The organism is uncultured Corynebacterium sp. (genome assembly GCF_947253065.1).
GTDB lineage: Bacteria > Actinomycetota > Actinomycetes > Mycobacteriales > Mycobacteriaceae > Corynebacterium.
Map to the genome: position 1 here is coordinate 61,409 of NZ_CAMXWS010000006.1, position 16,144 is coordinate 77,552.

The window sequence follows — 16,144 nt, forward strand, 5'->3', positions numbered from 1 at the left end:
CAAGTGGGGTCCCTCGCCGAGACCTGGAAAACTTTAACAGACTACGGTCACTGGAACCAAACCTAGACCGATGGACGTTGCCAGATGAAGTGGCCCGTGCTCTGCAGGTCCTCATTGGCGGGATCCAACGGAATGCCCTTGCGCTCACGGATACACAGTGACACGATCAGGCCGACCAGGCTCGCACCAACCAAGTAAGCAGTGATACCCCAGGAAGAACCAGTGCTTTCATAGATCCACGATGCGATGAACGGGGCGAAAGCACCGCCGAGGATTGCGCCGATGGCATAGGTGATTGACGTGCCTGAAGCGCGAACAGAAGCCGGAAACAGCTCAGCGAACAATGCCGCCACCTGGCCATAGGTGAAACCGAGTGCGAGTGCAAAGAAGATCAGCGCAGCATAGATCTTGCCCATCTCAGCAGTGTTGACCATGGGGAAGAGAATGAATGCCGCAACGGTCTGAATGATGAATCCACCGACGAGAGTGGTCTTGCGTCCCAGATAATCGGAAGCCCAACCAGTGACGAATGTAGACACCATCCACACAGCGCCCGCCACGGTGACAGCAAACAGGATCGGCCCGCGTTCTAGGGCCATGCCCTCCGGGTTGGTGGTGTAGTTCTGCAGGTACCCGCCAGTGGTCATGTACCCCAGCACGCTATTCGCGGCGAAGATTAATGCGCCGGTAACCACGACAGGGAAGTACTTCCGGAACAGAGTTCCGATCGGGTTTGTCACCTGCCCTGCGGAGATCGCTGTCAATTCTTCATAAACAGGCGATTCGTCCACGCCACGGCGCACCCACCAACCCAGCAACACCAACACTGCAGAGAACAAGAAAGGGATACGCCAACCCCACTCAACAAAAGCATCACCGGGCGCGATCAGATTCATCACATACAGTGCCCCCGAGGACATTAAAAGACCTGCCGGTGCGCCGATCTGCGGGCCAGCGCCGAAGAGGCCACGCTTATGTGTCGGGGCATGTTCCACTGCCAAAAGCACAGCGGAACCCCACTCGCCGCCCGCGGAAATGCCTTGAACCAGGCGAAGCAGCACGAGCAGGATGGGGGAGAGCATCCCGATCGAGTCGTAGGTGGGCAGCACACCGATCAAGGTGGTGGCACCACCCATGGACAACAAAGTGACCATCAAGACCGCGCGACGGCCGAGCTTGTCCGCGTAGTGGCCAGCTAAAAAAGCACCGAGTGGGCGGAAAAGGAAGGACAATCCCACCGTGAGGAATGCCACCAGCGTGCCGCCAGCAGAACCCAAGGGTGCGAACATCGCGTGCTTGAACACCAATCCGGCGGTGGCCGCATAAAGGAAGAAGTCGTACCACTCGATCGCGGTGCCAGCAGTAGTGGCTGCCACGACGCGGCGGCGTTCGGATTGGAGGGATGGGTTCGACGTGGCGTGGATAAGCGCTGTGTTCTGTGTGCCTTCTTTTGGTTCAGAAACCATGCTTGGGAAGTTTATGCGAAATGCCCACAGCGAGCGGACATTTGGAAAAACAAACCCCTATTCCTAGATACCTATCTTCAAGGTCGCAGCGACTGGTCGGCGCCACACTCGTCGAAGAATAGGTATTCAGGAATAGGGGTTTAGAAAAACTTCGTTTAGGCCTGGCCCTCAAACAGGGTTGTCACAGAACCGTTCTCGAAGATCTCGTGGATCGTGCGTGCCAGCAGCGGGGCAATCGACAGCACAGTCAGGTTGCTCCATCCCTCCGTGGACTGCGGCAGGGTGTCGGTGGTGATGACCTCCTCAGCGCCACAGGTAGACAGACGCTCGCGGGCTGGATCGGAGAAGACGCCGTGCGTGGTAGCGATGACTACGGAGCGGGCACCAGCATCCTTGAGCACGCCCACTGCGCCAGCGATGGTGCCACCGGTATCAATCATGTCGTCGAGGAGGATGCAGTCCTTGCCCTCCACATCACCGACGACGCGGTTGGACACGACCTTGTTCGCCGCATCGATATCGCGGGTCTTGTGCACGAATGCCATCGGTGCATCGCCCAGGGTGTTTGCCCACTTCTCAGCGGTCTTCACACGGCCAGCATCCGGGGAAACAACCACGAGGTTGTCCATCGAGTACTTGGACTTGATGTAGTCCGTCAAGATCGGCATGGCGTGCATGTGGTCGACCGGGCCATCGAAGAAGCCCTGGATCTGATCTGTGTGCAGGTCAACCGAGACGATACGGTCAGCGCCAGCAGCAGTGAGCAGGTCAGCGACCAGACGAGCGGAAATCGGCTCACGGCCACGGTGCTTCTTGTCCTGGCGCGCATATGGGTAGAACGGCAGGATCGCCGTGATGCGCTTTGCGGAGCCACGCTTCAGAGCATCAATCATGATGAGCTGCTCCATCAACCACTTGTTCAGCGGCTGAGCGTGGGACTGCATGACAAAGCAGTCAGCACCGCGAACAGACTCTTCAAAACGGATGAAGATCTCGCCGTTGGCGAAGTCGCGTGCGGTGGTGGGTACAAGGTCGATGCCAAGTTCCTTTGCAACATTCTCCGCGAGGTCCGGGTGGGCCCGGCCGGAGAAGACCTTGAGGTCCTTGTGGCTTTCGACTTTCTTACCGGTCATTGGTGGTGTCGCCTTTCAGTTCGCTCTCGCGTGCGCGCTGGGCAGCTTCGGCCGCGGCCGTGCCGGGGCGTTTGTTTTCCACCCAGCCTTCGATGTTTCTCTGGTGACCTTCCTTGATAGCAAGGGCACCCGGGGGCACATCTTCAGTCACTACTGTACCCGCGCCGGTGTACGCGCCATCGCCGACATTGACTGGAGCGACAAACATAGTGTCAGAGCCGGTACGGCAGTGGTCACCGATGGTGGTGCGGTGCTTGTTCACACCGTCGTAATTGACGAAGACGGAGGAGGCCCCGATGTTCGATTCACGTCCGACGGTGGCGTCGCCGATATAGGTCAGGTGGGGCACCTTGGAGCCCTCACCGATCTGCGCATTCTTCGTTTCCACGAAGCCGCCGAGCTTGCCGCGGGCACCGAGCTTGGTGCCCGGGCGGATGTAGGTGAATGGACCGACGGTGGCTTCTTCACCGATAACGCCAAGCTCACCTTGGGTGCGCACGACGGAGGCACGCTCGCCAACCTCAAAGTCGGTCAGGGTGGTGTCCGGGCCGATCGTGGCGCCATCACCAATGACGGTGGAGCCCCACAGCTGGGTATTCGGGTGAATGGTCACGTCCTGGCCGATTTCTACCTCGACACCGATCCAGGTGGTGTCCGGGTCGATGATGGTCGCCCCGCCACGCATCGCCTTTTCCACGAGCTTGCGGTTGAGTTCCTTGCCGGCAGCAGCGAGCTGGACGCGGTCGTTCACACCGGCGAGCTCACGAGCATCGGGGGCAGTGAACGCAGTGACGGTTCGGCCGTCGTTCACCGCGATGCCGAGCACGTCGGTGATGTACAGCTCGCCCTGCGCGTTGTCAGAGTTAATGCGGGTCAAAGCCTCGCGAAGCACAGCGCCATCGAATGCAAAGACACCTGAATTGACCTCGGTGACCGCACGCTGCGCGTCATTTGCGTCTTTTTCTTCGACGATCTCGCGCACATTGCCGTCGCCATCGCGGATGATGCGCCCGTAGCCCGTCGGATCCTCGAACTCGAGGGACAGTACGGTCACAGCAGCCTGCGCGCTTTCATGCTTATCGACGAGCGCCGCCAGCGTCTCCGCCGTCAACAACGGCACATCACCATTGGTGACCACGACGGTGCCAGCAAAATCCGGGATGGCCTCCAGGCCGACCTGGACCGCGTGACCAGTACCGTTCTGTTCTTTCTGCACAGCCTGGAGGATCGTGGTGTGCATGTCGCTTGCAATAGCGTCAACGGCAGGGGAGACCTGGTCGCGCTGGTGGCCAACAACAGTGACGAGGTGAGCAGGGGAGATACCGGCGGCCGCGTGCAGCGAGTGTGACAGGAGGCTGCGCCCACCTATCTTGTGCAGAGTCTTCTGCGTGGTCGATTTCATGCGGGTTCCGGCACCGGCCGCTAGAACGACGACGGCGCACTCGGAATGGGTGGGCACTTGAGAGGTTCTCCTTTTGTTGAATCCGAACCGCGGAGTTTTGTGGACCAGCTTAACGCCTAGGACGCGTTTGCTGAGACTTCTTTCAGATTCGCAGCGCCAAAGACACCGACGAAACCAACAATGGCGAGGAAGACGAGCGCTGTCTGCGTGCCGAATGCTGCCACGGCAGAGGTAATCGCACCGACCACCAAGAGCACGATGCCCATGACGGTATTGGAAGCACCAGTGATCAAGGTGCGCTTATCCCCATCAGCCATATCGACGAGGTACGTCTTGCGACTTACCCGCACCGTCGTGTGCGCCAGATTGACCAGGAAGAAGCCCACCGGCATGACCCACGAATTGATGCTTTCTGGTGCCAGACGGGCACTCAGCACCAGCAAGAGAAGAACGACCGACGCTGTACCAGCTGCCCAGGCCATTGCGTTCTTCGAGGACTTGTCCGACCACCAGCCGGACACACGTCCGCCGATGAGCGATGCGCCGCCTGAGGCGATGATGAATGCGCCCAATCCGGTCAGATCCGAACCATTTTCTTGACCGAGAATGACAATAAACGGTGTCGAAAGGGCAGTGACCAGCATCAGGGAACGCACGATTAAGAATTTCTGCAGGTCCCGGTCGCCCTTGACCAGTGCCCACATTTCTTTGAAACCATGCGACGTTGTGTTGTCATCTGGGTTGCTTTCGGGCTCTTTGATACCGCTGAACACGATCGAGGCGAAAGCCCACGTGGATGCGCCCAAACCAAGCAAGGCAACCAGGACCCACCGTGGCAAGTCATTAGGCAAGAACGTCAACGCTAGACCCACCGCTAAGGTGAATCCGCCGCCCAGAGCAGTTGCCCGCCCGGTGATGTCACCGCGGTGCCCCTTGGAGATCGTCCGGCCTTGCACGTCCTTGCCCGCGATCGAACAAATTGCACGGAAACCGGCCAGGAAACCCAGCAAAACCAAAACGGTGATGCCGAGTCCAACACCGCTCAAAAACATCGCGGCCACAGCGATCAAGGCTGCTGCGATTGCCTGACCCCACGAACCGATCAACCACACGCGCTTGCGCGATGCAGCCGAAGTCACCCACGGGCTCAAGGCGAACTGGGGGAGCATTGAACCAGACTCGCGGATCGGCACCAAGAACGAAGTGAACGCAGCTGGGACACCTGCCGCAGTGAACAACCATGGCAGGACCGTCTTCGGAGCCACGATCTGGTCGCCGATATTTTGCAAGCCATGCGACCAGATGAACCGCCGAGCGTTGTGTTCCTCATTGGGCAAGGGGGAAGTCATACTCCGGATAGTAGGGTCAAAGGTAATAGGGGGCAGTGCTAAGCATTGGCTAACCCTGACCTGAGAGGAGCAATCGAATGCAACGGGAATTCGGACGACGGACCTTCTTCAAAGGAATGCTCTTGGCTACAGCAGTCACGGTGACTGCCTGTGCAGGACCAGGCGGAGTGAGGTTTCGGCAGACAGCGCCCGAAGGCGCAAAAGAGGACTACCGCGACCTTCCCATTCCTGAGCTCTATGAGGGCGAACTCGACGGAAACACCCGAAAATTCGAGCTGACCGCACAGACCGGCCAAGCAGAGATCCTGCCCGGGAAAATGTCTAATACCTGGGGCTTCAACGGTGCATGGCTTGGGCCGACCTTGTACATGCGTCGTGGTGAGCACATTGAAATGACAGTGCGCAATGACGTTCCTGAACCCACCATCGTCCACTGGCATGGGCTCCACCTGCCCGCCGCAGCTGATGGTGGACCTGCCCTGATGTTTGATCCGGGTCAGACCTGGGAACCGAGCTGGGACGTCGACCAGCCAGCCGCCACGTGCTGGTACCACCCACACCCGCACAATGTCTCCGGACTGCATGCCTACCGCGGATTGGCTGGTGGGCTCATCGTCGCTGACGATGAATCCGATGCACTTGACCTGCCTCATGAATATGGCGTCGATGACATCCCAGTCATCATCACTGATGCCAAATTCCGCGAAGACGGAAATTTGGACGAGACTTTCGACCCGGACTACGGGCTGCTCGGTACAACACCGCTGATCAATGGCATCACCAAACCACAATTCGCGGCGACAACGCGCCGGGTGCGTCTGCGCCTGGTTAATGGCTCGACGATGCGCTTCCATCACATCGTCGTGGGCAAGGCCTTCCACGTCATCGCAACGGATCAAGGCTTTTTGGATGCGCCGGTCGAGGTTGACGCTATTTTGCTCAGCCCAGGTGAACGCGCAGAGATCATCGTTGATCTTGAGCCTGGTGAAGAGCTCATGCTGCGTAGCGACGGCGTCCCCAACGGCGGCGGACTGCCCAAGGAAGAAGTGGCCAACGGCTTCGGGCTCCGCGACACCTTTGATCTGCTCAAGATCACCGGCCCTGCAGAAAACGTCCCGGAGGCGGGAGAGTTGCCAGGGAAGCTGGTGGGCGTCGATAAGCCTGACGTGACTGGTGCACCCGAGCGTGAGTTCCGCTTGAACGGATTTGAAATCAACGAGCAATCAATGGATATGGAGCGCGTGGACATCGTCGTTGATCACGACGGGCCGGAAATCTGGCGTGTGACCAACGAGAATGCCGACTGGCCGCACAATTTCCATATCCACAACGCACGGTTCATGGTCGATTCGGTCGATGGGGGCGAAGTCGCCTTCACTCAAGGCTGGCACGACACCATCTATGTCCCGCCACAGGCAACCGTGACTTTGCTCGTGGAATTTGGCTACTACCCCGATCCGACGCTGGCGTACATGTACCACTGCCACATGCTCTACCACGAGGATCAGGGCATGATGGGCCAATTCGTCATCGTCGAACCGGGCCAGAATCCGGAGCTGAAGTCACACGCCCACTAGCTCAGCGGGGTGCAGTCGCTGTCGGGTGTGTAGGCGAAGTACATCGTCTGGGACTCGGCAGCGGACAGGCGGATGTGCAAAATATTGTCCTTGCCGCCGTCGAGCTTCCAGTTGTGCGTGTCCCATTCCCCGTTCTTCTCCACCGTGGGCTTCTGCCCAGGGACGACATTGTCGAAGTCGTCTCCGGGCTGCCACGGATCAATCGGCTGGTTGTCGAAGTAGGCGCCGCCACCATTCCTCGAGATCGCGGTGATCACACCGTTATCCAAGAACACTTGTGCTTCCTCGAACCCTCGCTTTTGGTACGTGCCGATCGTGCAGCCCTTCACATCTAGCTCGGCAGGCTCGATTGAGTCTTCATCGAGCCCGTTGTCGATCGCCTCGTCCTGGCTCATCCCGATCGTCAGGTCGCCATAACCCCACGGCGTCATGCTGCCGATCATACGAGCCTCGCGAGAGAGATTGCCTTCTTCGCCATTCTTTTCTGGCTTCTTTGCTTCAGTCTCGTCTGCTTTCTCGCTGCCGTATGCGCCGTCGGTGACCTCACGGTAGAAGTCCAGAACCGGGCCGGAGCGAGCCAAACCGATTTCGCCTTCGATGTCCTTCCATTCCGAGGCTTCGTAGGTGAGCTTGCCGGTCAGCGACTTGTCAACGGAAGTGAATTCCGCTTCGCCCTTCTTCTCATCACCACCGGTCAAGTGCCAAGTTCCACCACTTTCACAATTGCCGACGCTGATCTTTTCTTCCTTGGTCACATTGTCGATGTGCTCAAGCACGCCGTAGCAACCACGCTCCGGGTACGTCACCGTGAACACATTCGCCTTGCGTGAACCACGGAAAATCGCTGTTTCGGTGCGGTTATTTTCCGGATCGTTCTTGTCAGTCCACTCGATCGTGGCGATCTCACGCACACCATCGGAGGGGAATTCAATGCCATCAGGTTCAGCACCCGGTGCTTTGGGGTTGAGGCCCACTTCGCCAGAGGTATCCGCCGCATTAGTCTGTGGCAGATCCGCCGACGCACTAGCACCGTCCGGAGTGGTGTACGACGCCGACATTGATTCATCATCACCAGGTTCGAAGGTCCACTCGACACCACTGTCGCCCTCACCATGGACGATCTCTTCGCGGTACGTGTGCTCGCCAGTCTTCGTCAGCGTGGAGTGACGTTTCAGGGTGGGGGAGGTCAGCTCACCGGTATCGCCGTCGTCGTGGAAGCGAATGACAAGAACAACGGGCACGGCGTCGTCGGTAAGCCCCTCAGCGTTCTCGATCGTGCCGCTGTAGCGGGTTTCGTTGTATGGCTGCGCGATGTTTCCACGGGAGCCGAAAAGGTCGGACTGATAGGCGATCACAGCTCCGATGGTTGCGAGAAGCAGCAGCAAGACGGAGAGGATCGCGATGAGAATCCTGTTTGTTTTAGTCATTAGTTTTCGCACTTGATCAAGTCAGCGATGAAGTCTTCCGGTGCGCCCATTTCGCGCAGCTTGTCCGCATCGAAGCACGGATGGCGGGTCTGTGAGGAGCGACCGTCGGCAGAAAGGGGCTCCCACTCGCCGTCTTCGAAGTGGAATTCGACGATGTAGTCAGAGTTATTCACGCCCGCACGAGCCCACTCGCCATCGCAGTACATGACAGCGGTGCCCAACGGGGAAGGCCAATCTTCCACCTTGGCGTCGAATTCGGACGCATCGCATGCGCCCTTGGCCTGCGTCTGCTCCTCCTCATCGCTGTCATTGCCAGTGAATTCGCGGTAGAAGTCCAAAACGGGGCCGGAGCGGGCGATACCGATCTCACCATCGATCTCGTCCCATTCACTGTGGCGGAAGGTCAGGTCACCGGTCAGCTTTCCATCCGGGGAGGTGTATTCCGCGGAGCCACCGCTGGGGTCGCCGGAAATGAACTTCCACGTTCCGCCACTTTCGCAATCGCCGACGGTGATGTTTTCAACCCTGTTGTTGGGGTCGGTGCTATCGACTGTGCCGTAGCAGCCCCGGCCCGGATAGGTCACCGTGTGAGTTTTGCCGTCAGTGGAGATGCGGAAGATCACCTCATCGGTGACGTTCTTGTCCGAATCATCGGCGTGGACCAATTCGATCGGACCGGTGGAGCGGAAAGAACCATCGGGAAATTCGATGCCATCAGGGTCCGCGCCGGTGGCCTTGGGGTTGAGGCCGACTTCGCCGGAGGTATCAGCCGGGTCGGTCTGCGGTAGGTCAGCAGAGGAGCTGGCGCCGTCCGGGGTGGTGTAGGAGGCAGACATCGAGTCATTGTCGCCAGGCTCGAAAGTCCACTCGACACCGCTATCGCCTTCACCGTGGACGATGTCTTCGCGGTAGGTGTACTTATCAGTCCGCGTCAGCGTGGAGTGACGCTTCAAAGTCGGTGAGGTCAGCTCACCGGTCTCACCATCGTCGTGGAAGCGGACGACGAGGACGACGGGCACGGCGTCGTCGATAAGCCCTTCGGCATTTTCGATCGTTCCGCTGTAGCGCGTCTCGTTGTACGGCTGGGCGATATTGTCGCGCGAGCCGAAAAGATCGCTCTTAACAGCAATAACTCCGCCAATGGCGGCAAGAATTAGAAGGAGTACGGCCAAAATGGCCAGCAAAATTTTGTTGGTCTTCGTCACAGGTTAAGCGTAGCTGGCTCACACGATGCATTCATGAAAGTAGGCGGGAATTCAATTCGTGGGAGTCATGCGGTAAGCTCTTGACCGTCTTTCCCCATGGTGTAATTGGCAACACTACGGTTTTTGGTACCGTCATTCTAGGTTCGAGTCCTGGTGGGGAAGCTTTTTTATCGCCCGGACTCAAGCAGCAACCAGGGGGTTTGATGGCTGACAAGCCGCAGAATGTTCCGATGCTCGCCGGGGTGTTAACCCAGGCGATGACCGACCCCAAGCTGAAAGGCTTGAGCAAACGGGTAGGGGACCCCACACTGCATGTCACGGGCATTGACCAGGTGCGTCCGTGGGCGGCAGCGACAATCGCGCGGAAGGCGCCCGTTTTGCTGGTCACTGCGACAGGGCACGAGGCGGAAGACCTCGCCGCTGAGCTTGGTGCATTATTAGGTTCGCAGCATGTTGCGTTGATGCCCGCATTCGAGACCCTGCCGCACGAGCGTCTCTCGCCCGCAGCGGACATCGTGGGCCGCCGCAACCAGGTGTTGCACGGGTTGAGCGAGACTTCGGTAATCGTTGCATCAGCGCGTGCGACGTGCCAGCCGCTGCTCCCAGCAGTCGCGCCGATCGTTATCGAACACGGCGAAGATTATGACTTCGAAGAGCTCACCGCATCGCTGGCGAGCTTCGCGTACGACCACGTGGACATGGTGTCCGGGCGCGGCGAATTCGCCACACGCGGCGGCATCATCGACGTTTTCCCAACCACGGCCGAGCACCCCGTGCGCATCGAATTCTGGGGCGACGAAGTCACTGAACTGCGCGCATTCGCCGTCGCTGACCAGCGCACCATCGAGGACATCGCGCGCGTCGAGCTGCACCCCGCACGCCAATTGCTTATCGACGACACCGTCAAAGCCTCTGCCGCCTCCCTCATCCAATCCCACCCCGGAAACCGCACCCTGGTCGAGCTGCTGACCCGCATCTCTGAAGGCAGCTATGCCGATGGAATGGAAGCGCTGATTCCAGCGCTGACGAAATCCTCCTATTCCGTTCTTCCTGAGCTGATGCCTTCCGGCTCTGTGGTTTTGGTGACTTCGCCGGAGAAGGTGCGCACGCGCATCTCCGACCTGCAGGCAACTGACCAGGAATTCCTTGAAGCCGGCTGGGAAGCTGCCGCGATGGGCGCTGACGGTCCCGTCGCTGCTGAGGGGCTGGACGTGTCTGCGAGCTCGTACCGTTCCTTTGAATCCCTCGAGGTCTCTGCGCGTGAGGCGGGCAATGCATGGTGGACTTTCGCTCCTCCTGGCATGCTCACCGCGGGCGAAGATGATGCCGTCACCCTGCCGCTCGAATTCGAAGCTGCGCCCGCTCCGAAGGGCGACCCGAAAGAGATCGAGGCGCTCTATAGCCAGGTAAAAATGCACCTGCAAAGCGGTGGCCATGCCGCCTTCGTGGCACCAGCGAAGGGCACTGTTGACCGCATGGCTGAGCGCTTGCGCGAAAACGGCATTTCCGCGCGCGTGGCCACCCCGGGCCTTGAGCCTGTCGAAGGGCAAGTGACGCTTTATCAGGCGCTGTCCCATGCTGGTCTGTCTTTCCCCGGTACTGGCCTGGTGGTCATCACCGAGACAGATGTGACCGGCAACCGCGTTGGCGACATCGCCGGGGCGAAGCGCCGCGCACCGCGTCGTCGCAATCGCGTCGACCCTTTGGCACTCAAGCCAGGTGACTACGTCGTTCATGACACCCACGGCATTGGTCGTTTTGTGAAGATGGCCGAGCGCACGATCGGTACGGGTGAGGATTCCTCGCGTCGCGAGTACATCGTCCTCGAGTACCAGCCCGCTAAGCGTGGCCAGCCCGCCGACCAGCTGTGGGTCCCCATGGAATCGCTTGACCTGCTGAGCAAATACTCCGGCGGCGAACAGCCCAGCCTGTCCAAGATGGGCGGATCTGACTGGAAGAACACCAAGCGCAAGGCGCGCGCGGCGGTTCGTGAGATCGCCGGTGAGCTCGTGCAGCTCTACGCCAAGCGTGCTTCCGCGCCGGGCCACGCTTTCGCGCCGGATTCGCCCTGGCAGATCGAGATGGAGGACAATTTCCCCTTCGTCGAAACCGAAGACCAGATGGCTGCCATCGAGGCAGTGAAGTCTGACATGGAAAAGGCCACGCCGATGGATCGCGTGATCGTCGGTGACGTCGGCTTCGGCAAGACTGAGGTCGCTGTCCGTGCGGCATTCAAGGCAGTCCAAGACGGCAAACAGGTTGCGGTGCTCGTGCCCACCACGCTGCTCGCTCAGCAGCACTTTTCCACCTTTAGCGAGCGCATGGACGGCTTCGGCGTCAATATTCAGGAGCTCTCCCGCTTCACTACCGGCGCCGATGCGAAGAAGATCATGGCTGGGCTTGCCGACGGCTCCGTCGACGTCGTCATCGGCACCCACCGCCTCCTGCAGACCGGTGTGCAGTGGAAGAACCTGGGCCTCATCGTCGTCGATGAGGAACAGCGCTTCGGCGTTGAGCACAAGGAGCACATCAAGGCACTCAAATCTCACGTTGATGTGCTGACCATGACCGCAACGCCGATTCCGCGCACCCTGGAGATGTCGCTGACTGGCATCCGAGAGATGACCTCGATCACCACACCACCAGAGGACCGCCACCCGGTGCTCACGTACGTGGGCGCGCAGGAAGACAAGCAAGTCGCCGCCGCTATTCGACGCGAGCTGCTTCGCGACGGCCAAGTCTTCTACATCCACAACAAAGTCTCCGACATCGAGAAAACTGCCCGTCACCTACGCACCCTCGTTCCGGAGGCACGCATCGTCGTAGCGCACGGCCAGATGGGGGAGCAGCTGCTCGAGCAAACAGTCCAGGGCTTCTGGAACCGCGACTTCGATGTTTTGGTGTGCACCACCATCGTGGAAACTGGCCTGGATATTGCTAATGCGAACACCTTGATCGTGGAGAATGCGCAGAACATGGGTCTATCCCAGCTGCACCAGCTGCGCGGTCGCGTGGGTCGTTCCCGCGAACGCGGTTATGCCTATTTCCTGTACCCGAAGGACAAGGTGCTTACCGAGACCTCCTACGACCGCCTCGCCACGATCGCCCAGAACAACGACCTCGGCGCCGGCATCGCCGTCGCGCAGAAGGACTTGGAAATGCGCGGTGCCGGCAACGTTCTAGGCGCTGAACAGTCCGGACACATCGCTGGTGTCGGCTTTGACATGTACGTCCGCCTCGTCGGCGAGGCAGTGGAAACTTACAAGGCACTCATGTCCGGCGACGTCGTCGATGCCACCGATCAGGGCCCGAAGGAAATCCGCATCGATCTGCCCGTCGACGCGCACATTCCGGAGACCTACATCAACTCCGAGCGCCTGCGTCTGGAGAGTTACCGCAAGCTCGCCGCCGCGCGTGATGATGCCGAGCTCACCCACGTTGCCGACGAACTCATCGACCGCTTTGGCGAGATGCCCGAAGAAGTCCTGCGTCTCTTCGCCGTCGCACGTCTGCGCCACCAGGCCCGTCGTGCCGGGGTTGCCGACATCACCATGCAGGGCACCCGCCTGAAATTCCACCCGGTTGACATGCCAGATTCGAAGCAGGTGCGCCTCAAGCGCCTCTACCCGGGTTCCAATTACCGCGCCGCAGCCAAGGCCGTGCAGGTGCCGTTCCCGCGCGAGGGCGGAGCGAAGAAGGCCCTCAACGCGCCGAACCTGCGCGATGAAGAACTCCTGCAGTGGATCGCTGACTTCTTGAGCGAGATGTTTGACATAGAGAAAATCTCAGTGCGTGGTGACGGTGAGAAGCCCGCGAAAAAGCGCGTCTTCTCCGTCAGCGAGTAGGACTGTTAGCCGAGCACCAGCGGCATGACGATCAGCATCGTCGTGCTCCATGTCAGGTGCACAGCAATGGGGGAGAGCACTCGGCGTGAACGGGAGGCCTCAAAGAAGCACACGGCGCCGAGGACTCCCGCTGCGAAAACCAGCAATGGGACGCCCATCGCGATGGTGACCACGCAGTAGAGCAATGTCGAAAGTACACCCGTCGCAGTCTCCGAGAACCTCCCCCGCAGTTGGTGCGGCACGGCATCGCGGTAGACGAGCTCCTCACCGATGCCATTGATGACAAGCACAACTAGTGTCGGTGCCCAACCACCGGCACGCGGCATGGCGAGCAGCTCAGTCACAGGCGTGGCGAGCAGTGGAATGTGCTTGACCACAACAGCGCCCATCATGAAAACAACCGCCAAAGCAGCGCCGATTACGACACCCCGCAGCACATCGGCTTTCGGCCCGCGCAACGCATCACGGTTGCCCCAAACCCACCACGTCGCAGCATAAATGAGAGCGGCAAGGACCGTCAGTGCATAAAAGGTCGCCGAGCCATCACCAGCACTCCGGGCCAGGAATAAGCCCAGGCCGCCGAGTAAACACGGGAGCAGAACCAGCCAAGAAGAAGCGACACGAGACCTCATGATGGAGCAAGTATATGGTCGCGCATGACCGTGCCGTACACTCAGTCACCTAAGCCCCTATAGCCCAATTGGCAGAGGCAGTCGACTTAAAATCGATTCAGTCAGGGTTCGAGTCCCTGTGGGGGCACAATTTTTGCGTCACGTCCTAACGCTTCGGGTCGATGACCTGCAGGGTCAGTGGGGCAGAGGTGAGCGTGTAGGTTCCTGGCGTGGAGTCGACAACGGCCAAGATTTCATGGCGCAGCGCGTGATCGACGTCCACGGTGATGTGGGCACCGGACTCATTATTGCCGTAAGCAACGTGTGTTTCACCAGCAGGGACAAAACGTGCCCATCCTGAATCTTTTTCGCCCACGATGGCGAAGGGACGCTCAAAGCCCAACCGCCATTTCATTGCGCGGAGCAGGTGCGCGGCGGCACGAGTAGTCAGGTCGATACGTCCCGTTTCATCGACAGCAAAAAATTTTGAAGCCACCGCCCCGATCGAGGACCCTTCGGCTTGGATGAGGGGGATAACGGCGGCGTCGATAAGCGAAGAAGCGCGATCATGCTTGCCGACGCCCAACGGCACCACGTCCCCCAGCTTTCCCGCGAACTTCAACGGATCCCAACACAACGCCGCTTCCAGCTCATCGTCCGTGACTGCCACAGCATTGAGGAATCGAATGCGCCCCGTCGGCGCGTTCAACAGTGGAATGAGCGGATCCGCAACGAAAATGAAGCCGGTCAACGTAGCGCCCTCACACACCGGTTCGTGCAGGTCCATGTAGTGGCCCGGCGCAAATGAATTGCCTGATTTGCGCAGATAACGCGCCAAATTCCGCAGCCGCTGCACCGGCCATTCCGGTGGTGTGTGCTGATCCGGCACCCGCAACGTCAACTCATCTTGCATGCCCGCGACTGGTGCCGACGAACGCGTCCGTGACACCCCATACGTCACGTACAACAAATGGGGCACAGGCTTATCGACGCGATACACCAGCACCGCCACCTCGTCCGAGAACCGCAACTCCCCGTGGATCTCTAAAGGTGCGCCTCCAGCGGTGGCTTCCAAGTGCGCGCACAAGAAATCGCCACCCGTCTGCCGCGAGCCACGACCAAACAAACGCCGCCACTTGACCATGCTTTTCATACTATTTCGCCACTCGCGGGAACGAAACAGCGAGGTGGTGCGTTGAACAGTATGATCGGTGAACGGTTTTTAAACCGCTTGGACCTATAGAAAGGAACTCGAGAAGCGTGAAATCTAACAACCCCGTCCTGACACGCCTCCCGCAGGCACAGAACAACACCGGGTACGCCCAGCCGCAGGCTGGCTACCCGCAGCAGAACCAGTACAACCAGTCAGCTGATCGCCCCATCACTGTCGACGACATCGTGACCAAGACCGGCATCACCCTTGCCGTCATCGTTGCATTCGCTGCCGTCAACTTTGGCCTGGGCCTCGTGAACATGGGCCTCGCGATGATTCTGACCTTCGTCGGCGCCATCGGCGGTTTCATCACCGTCCTCGTCCACTCCTTCGGCCGCAAGTACGGCTCCGCCGCAGTGACGTTGATCTACGCCGTCTTCGAAGGCCTCTTCGTTGGTGGTTTCTCCTTCCTTGTCGCCGGGTACACCGGCGATAGTGCAGCAGGCAGCATCATCTTCCAGGCCATCCTGGGCACCATCGGCGTTTTCGCTGGCATGCTGTTCGTTTACAAGACCGGCGCGATCCGCGTCACCCCGAAGTTCACCCGCATCATCACGGGCTGCATCATCGGCGTCGCGGTCCTCGCACTGGGCAACCTGCTGCTCTTCGTTTTCACGGGTAACTCCCCGCTTCGCGATGGTGGCGCCCTTGCCATCGTCTTCTCCCTCGTCTGCATCGTCCTCGGTGCTCTGAGCTTCCTCACCGACTTCGACACCGCTGACAAGCTCGTTCGCACCGGCGCACCTGCCAAGATGGCATGGGGCGTTGCTCTCGGCCTCGCCGTGACACTGGTGTGGCTCTACACCGAGATTCTCCGTCTCCTGTCCTACTTCAGGGACTAACCAACCAGATCCAAGCGGTTGCCCCTGTGGATAACTTCGGTTTGTCCACAGGGGTTTTGTTGTGCGCTTTTCTT

The 16,144-nt window shown here is 59.6% G+C and carries 11 protein-coding genes and 1 tRNA gene; 4 read left to right on the forward strand and 8 right to left on the reverse strand.

What is annotated here, in order from left to right:
• Positions 1 to 62: 62 nt before the first annotated feature.
• The 4 genes from Q0X21_RS02895 to Q0X21_RS02910 all read right to left on the reverse strand — a co-directional run bounded on the left by Q0X21_RS02895 (position 63) and on the right by Q0X21_RS02910 (position 5,350).
• Positions 63 to 1,466 (reverse strand): MFS transporter, encoded by a 1,404-nt coding sequence (locus tag Q0X21_RS02895; protein ID WP_297850237.1) that lies wholly within the window; start codon positions 1,464 to 1,466, stop codon positions 63 to 65.
• Between the two features lie 155 nt (positions 1,467 to 1,621).
• The gene (locus tag Q0X21_RS02900) at positions 1,622 to 2,599 is read right to left on the reverse strand and encodes a ribose-phosphate diphosphokinase (RefSeq protein ID WP_297850239.1); all 978 of its coding nucleotides are present in this window, start codon (positions 2,597 to 2,599) and stop codon (positions 1,622 to 1,624) included.
• Entirely contained in the window at positions 2,589 to 4,058 is a 1,470-nt protein-coding gene (gene glmU / locus Q0X21_RS02905; RefSeq protein ID WP_297850240.1) for a bifunctional UDP-N-acetylglucosamine diphosphorylase/glucosamine-1-phosphate N-acetyltransferase GlmU, read from the reverse strand. The genes Q0X21_RS02900 and glmU overlap by 11 nt, the downstream gene beginning before the upstream one ends.
• Positions 4,059 to 4,117: 59 nt before the next feature.
• Complete coding sequence (locus Q0X21_RS02910) at positions 4,118 to 5,350, reverse strand: MFS transporter (RefSeq protein ID WP_297850241.1); 1,233 nt, start codon at positions 5,348 to 5,350, stop codon at positions 4,118 to 4,120.
• Positions 5,351 to 5,466: 116 nt separating this feature from the next.
• On the opposite strand from Q0X21_RS02910, the gene Q0X21_RS02915 reads away from it, so the two are divergent.
• Complete coding sequence (locus Q0X21_RS02915) at positions 5,467 to 6,927, forward strand: multicopper oxidase family protein (RefSeq protein ID WP_297850254.1); 1,461 nt, start codon at positions 5,467 to 5,469, stop codon at positions 6,925 to 6,927.
• Here the strand turns inward: Q0X21_RS02915 and Q0X21_RS02920 are convergent.
• Together Q0X21_RS02920 and Q0X21_RS02925 are read right to left on the reverse strand one after the other, a co-directional pair.
• Complete coding sequence (locus Q0X21_RS02920) at positions 6,924 to 8,354, reverse strand: hypothetical protein (protein WP_297850242.1); 1,431 nt, start codon at positions 8,352 to 8,354, stop codon at positions 6,924 to 6,926. The genes Q0X21_RS02915 and Q0X21_RS02920 overlap by 4 nt on opposite strands.
• Complete coding sequence (locus Q0X21_RS02925) at positions 8,354 to 9,559, reverse strand: hypothetical protein (RefSeq protein WP_297850243.1); 1,206 nt, start codon at positions 9,557 to 9,559, stop codon at positions 8,354 to 8,356. The genes Q0X21_RS02920 and Q0X21_RS02925 overlap by 1 nt, the downstream gene beginning before the upstream one ends.
• A 203-nt stretch (positions 9,560 to 9,762) precedes the next feature.
• Here Q0X21_RS02925 and mfd point away from each other — a divergent pair, with 203 nt between their 5' ends.
• Positions 9,763 to 13,404 carry a transcription-repair coupling factor gene (gene mfd / locus Q0X21_RS02930; RefSeq protein ID WP_297850244.1) on the forward strand — a complete coding sequence of 1,214 codons (3,642 nt, stop codon included), beginning with the start codon at positions 9,763 to 9,765 and terminating at the stop codon, positions 13,402 to 13,404.
• A 5-nt stretch (positions 13,405 to 13,409) separates the two neighbouring features.
• On the opposite strand, the gene Q0X21_RS02935 is transcribed toward mfd, so the two are convergent.
• Positions 13,410 to 14,036, reverse strand: a complete 627-nt coding sequence (locus Q0X21_RS02935) for a CPBP family intramembrane glutamic endopeptidase (RefSeq protein WP_297850245.1) — start codon at positions 14,034 to 14,036, stop codon at positions 13,410 to 13,412.
• 53 nt (positions 14,037 to 14,089) lie between these two features.
• Here Q0X21_RS02935 and Q0X21_RS02940 point away from each other — a divergent pair.
• Positions 14,090 to 14,163 (forward strand) — tRNA-Leu (locus Q0X21_RS02940).
• 18 nt (positions 14,164 to 14,181) lie between these two features.
• Here Q0X21_RS02940 and Q0X21_RS02945 read toward each other — a convergent pair.
• A complete protein-coding gene (locus Q0X21_RS02945) occupies positions 14,182 to 15,159 on the reverse strand; it encodes a suppressor of fused domain protein (RefSeq protein ID WP_297850246.1) in 978 nt (325 codons plus the stop codon).
• Positions 15,160 to 15,275: 116 nt separating this feature from the next.
• Between Q0X21_RS02945 and Q0X21_RS02950 the strand changes: the two genes are divergently transcribed.
• Positions 15,276 to 16,070, forward strand: a complete 795-nt coding sequence (locus Q0X21_RS02950; RefSeq protein ID WP_297850247.1) for a Bax inhibitor-1/YccA family protein — start codon at positions 15,276 to 15,278, stop codon at positions 16,068 to 16,070.
• Positions 16,071 to 16,144: the final 74 nt, after the last annotated feature.

Excerpts from the sequence above, each read along its gene's own strand:
- Q0X21_RS02945 (WP_297850246.1), bottom strand. The coding sequence starts at position 15,159 with ATGGTCAAGTGGCGGCGTTTGTTTGGTCGTGGCTCGCGGCAGACGGGT.
- mfd (WP_297850244.1), top strand. The coding sequence starts at position 9,763 with ATGGCTGACAAGCCGCAGAATGTTCCGATGCTCGCCGGGGTGTTAACC.
- Q0X21_RS02910 (WP_297850241.1), bottom strand. The coding sequence starts at position 5,350 with ATGACTTCCCCCTTGCCCAATGAGGAACACAACGCTCGGCGGTTCATC.
- Q0X21_RS02900 (WP_297850239.1), bottom strand. The coding sequence starts at position 2,599 with ATGACCGGTAAGAAAGTCGAAAGCCACAAGGACCTCAAGGTCTTCTCC.
- Q0X21_RS02915 (WP_297850254.1), top strand. The coding sequence starts at position 5,467 with ATGCTCTTGGCTACAGCAGTCACGGTGACTGCCTGTGCAGGACCAGGC.
- Q0X21_RS02920 (WP_297850242.1), bottom strand. The coding sequence starts at position 8,354 with ATGACTAAAACAAACAGGATTCTCATCGCGATCCTCTCCGTCTTGCTG.
- Q0X21_RS02895 (WP_297850237.1), bottom strand. The coding sequence starts at position 1,466 with ATGGTTTCTGAACCAAAAGAAGGCACACAGAACACAGCGCTTATCCAC.
- Q0X21_RS02935 (WP_297850245.1), bottom strand. The coding sequence starts at position 14,036 with ATGAGGTCTCGTGTCGCTTCTTCTTGGCTGGTTCTGCTCCCGTGTTTA.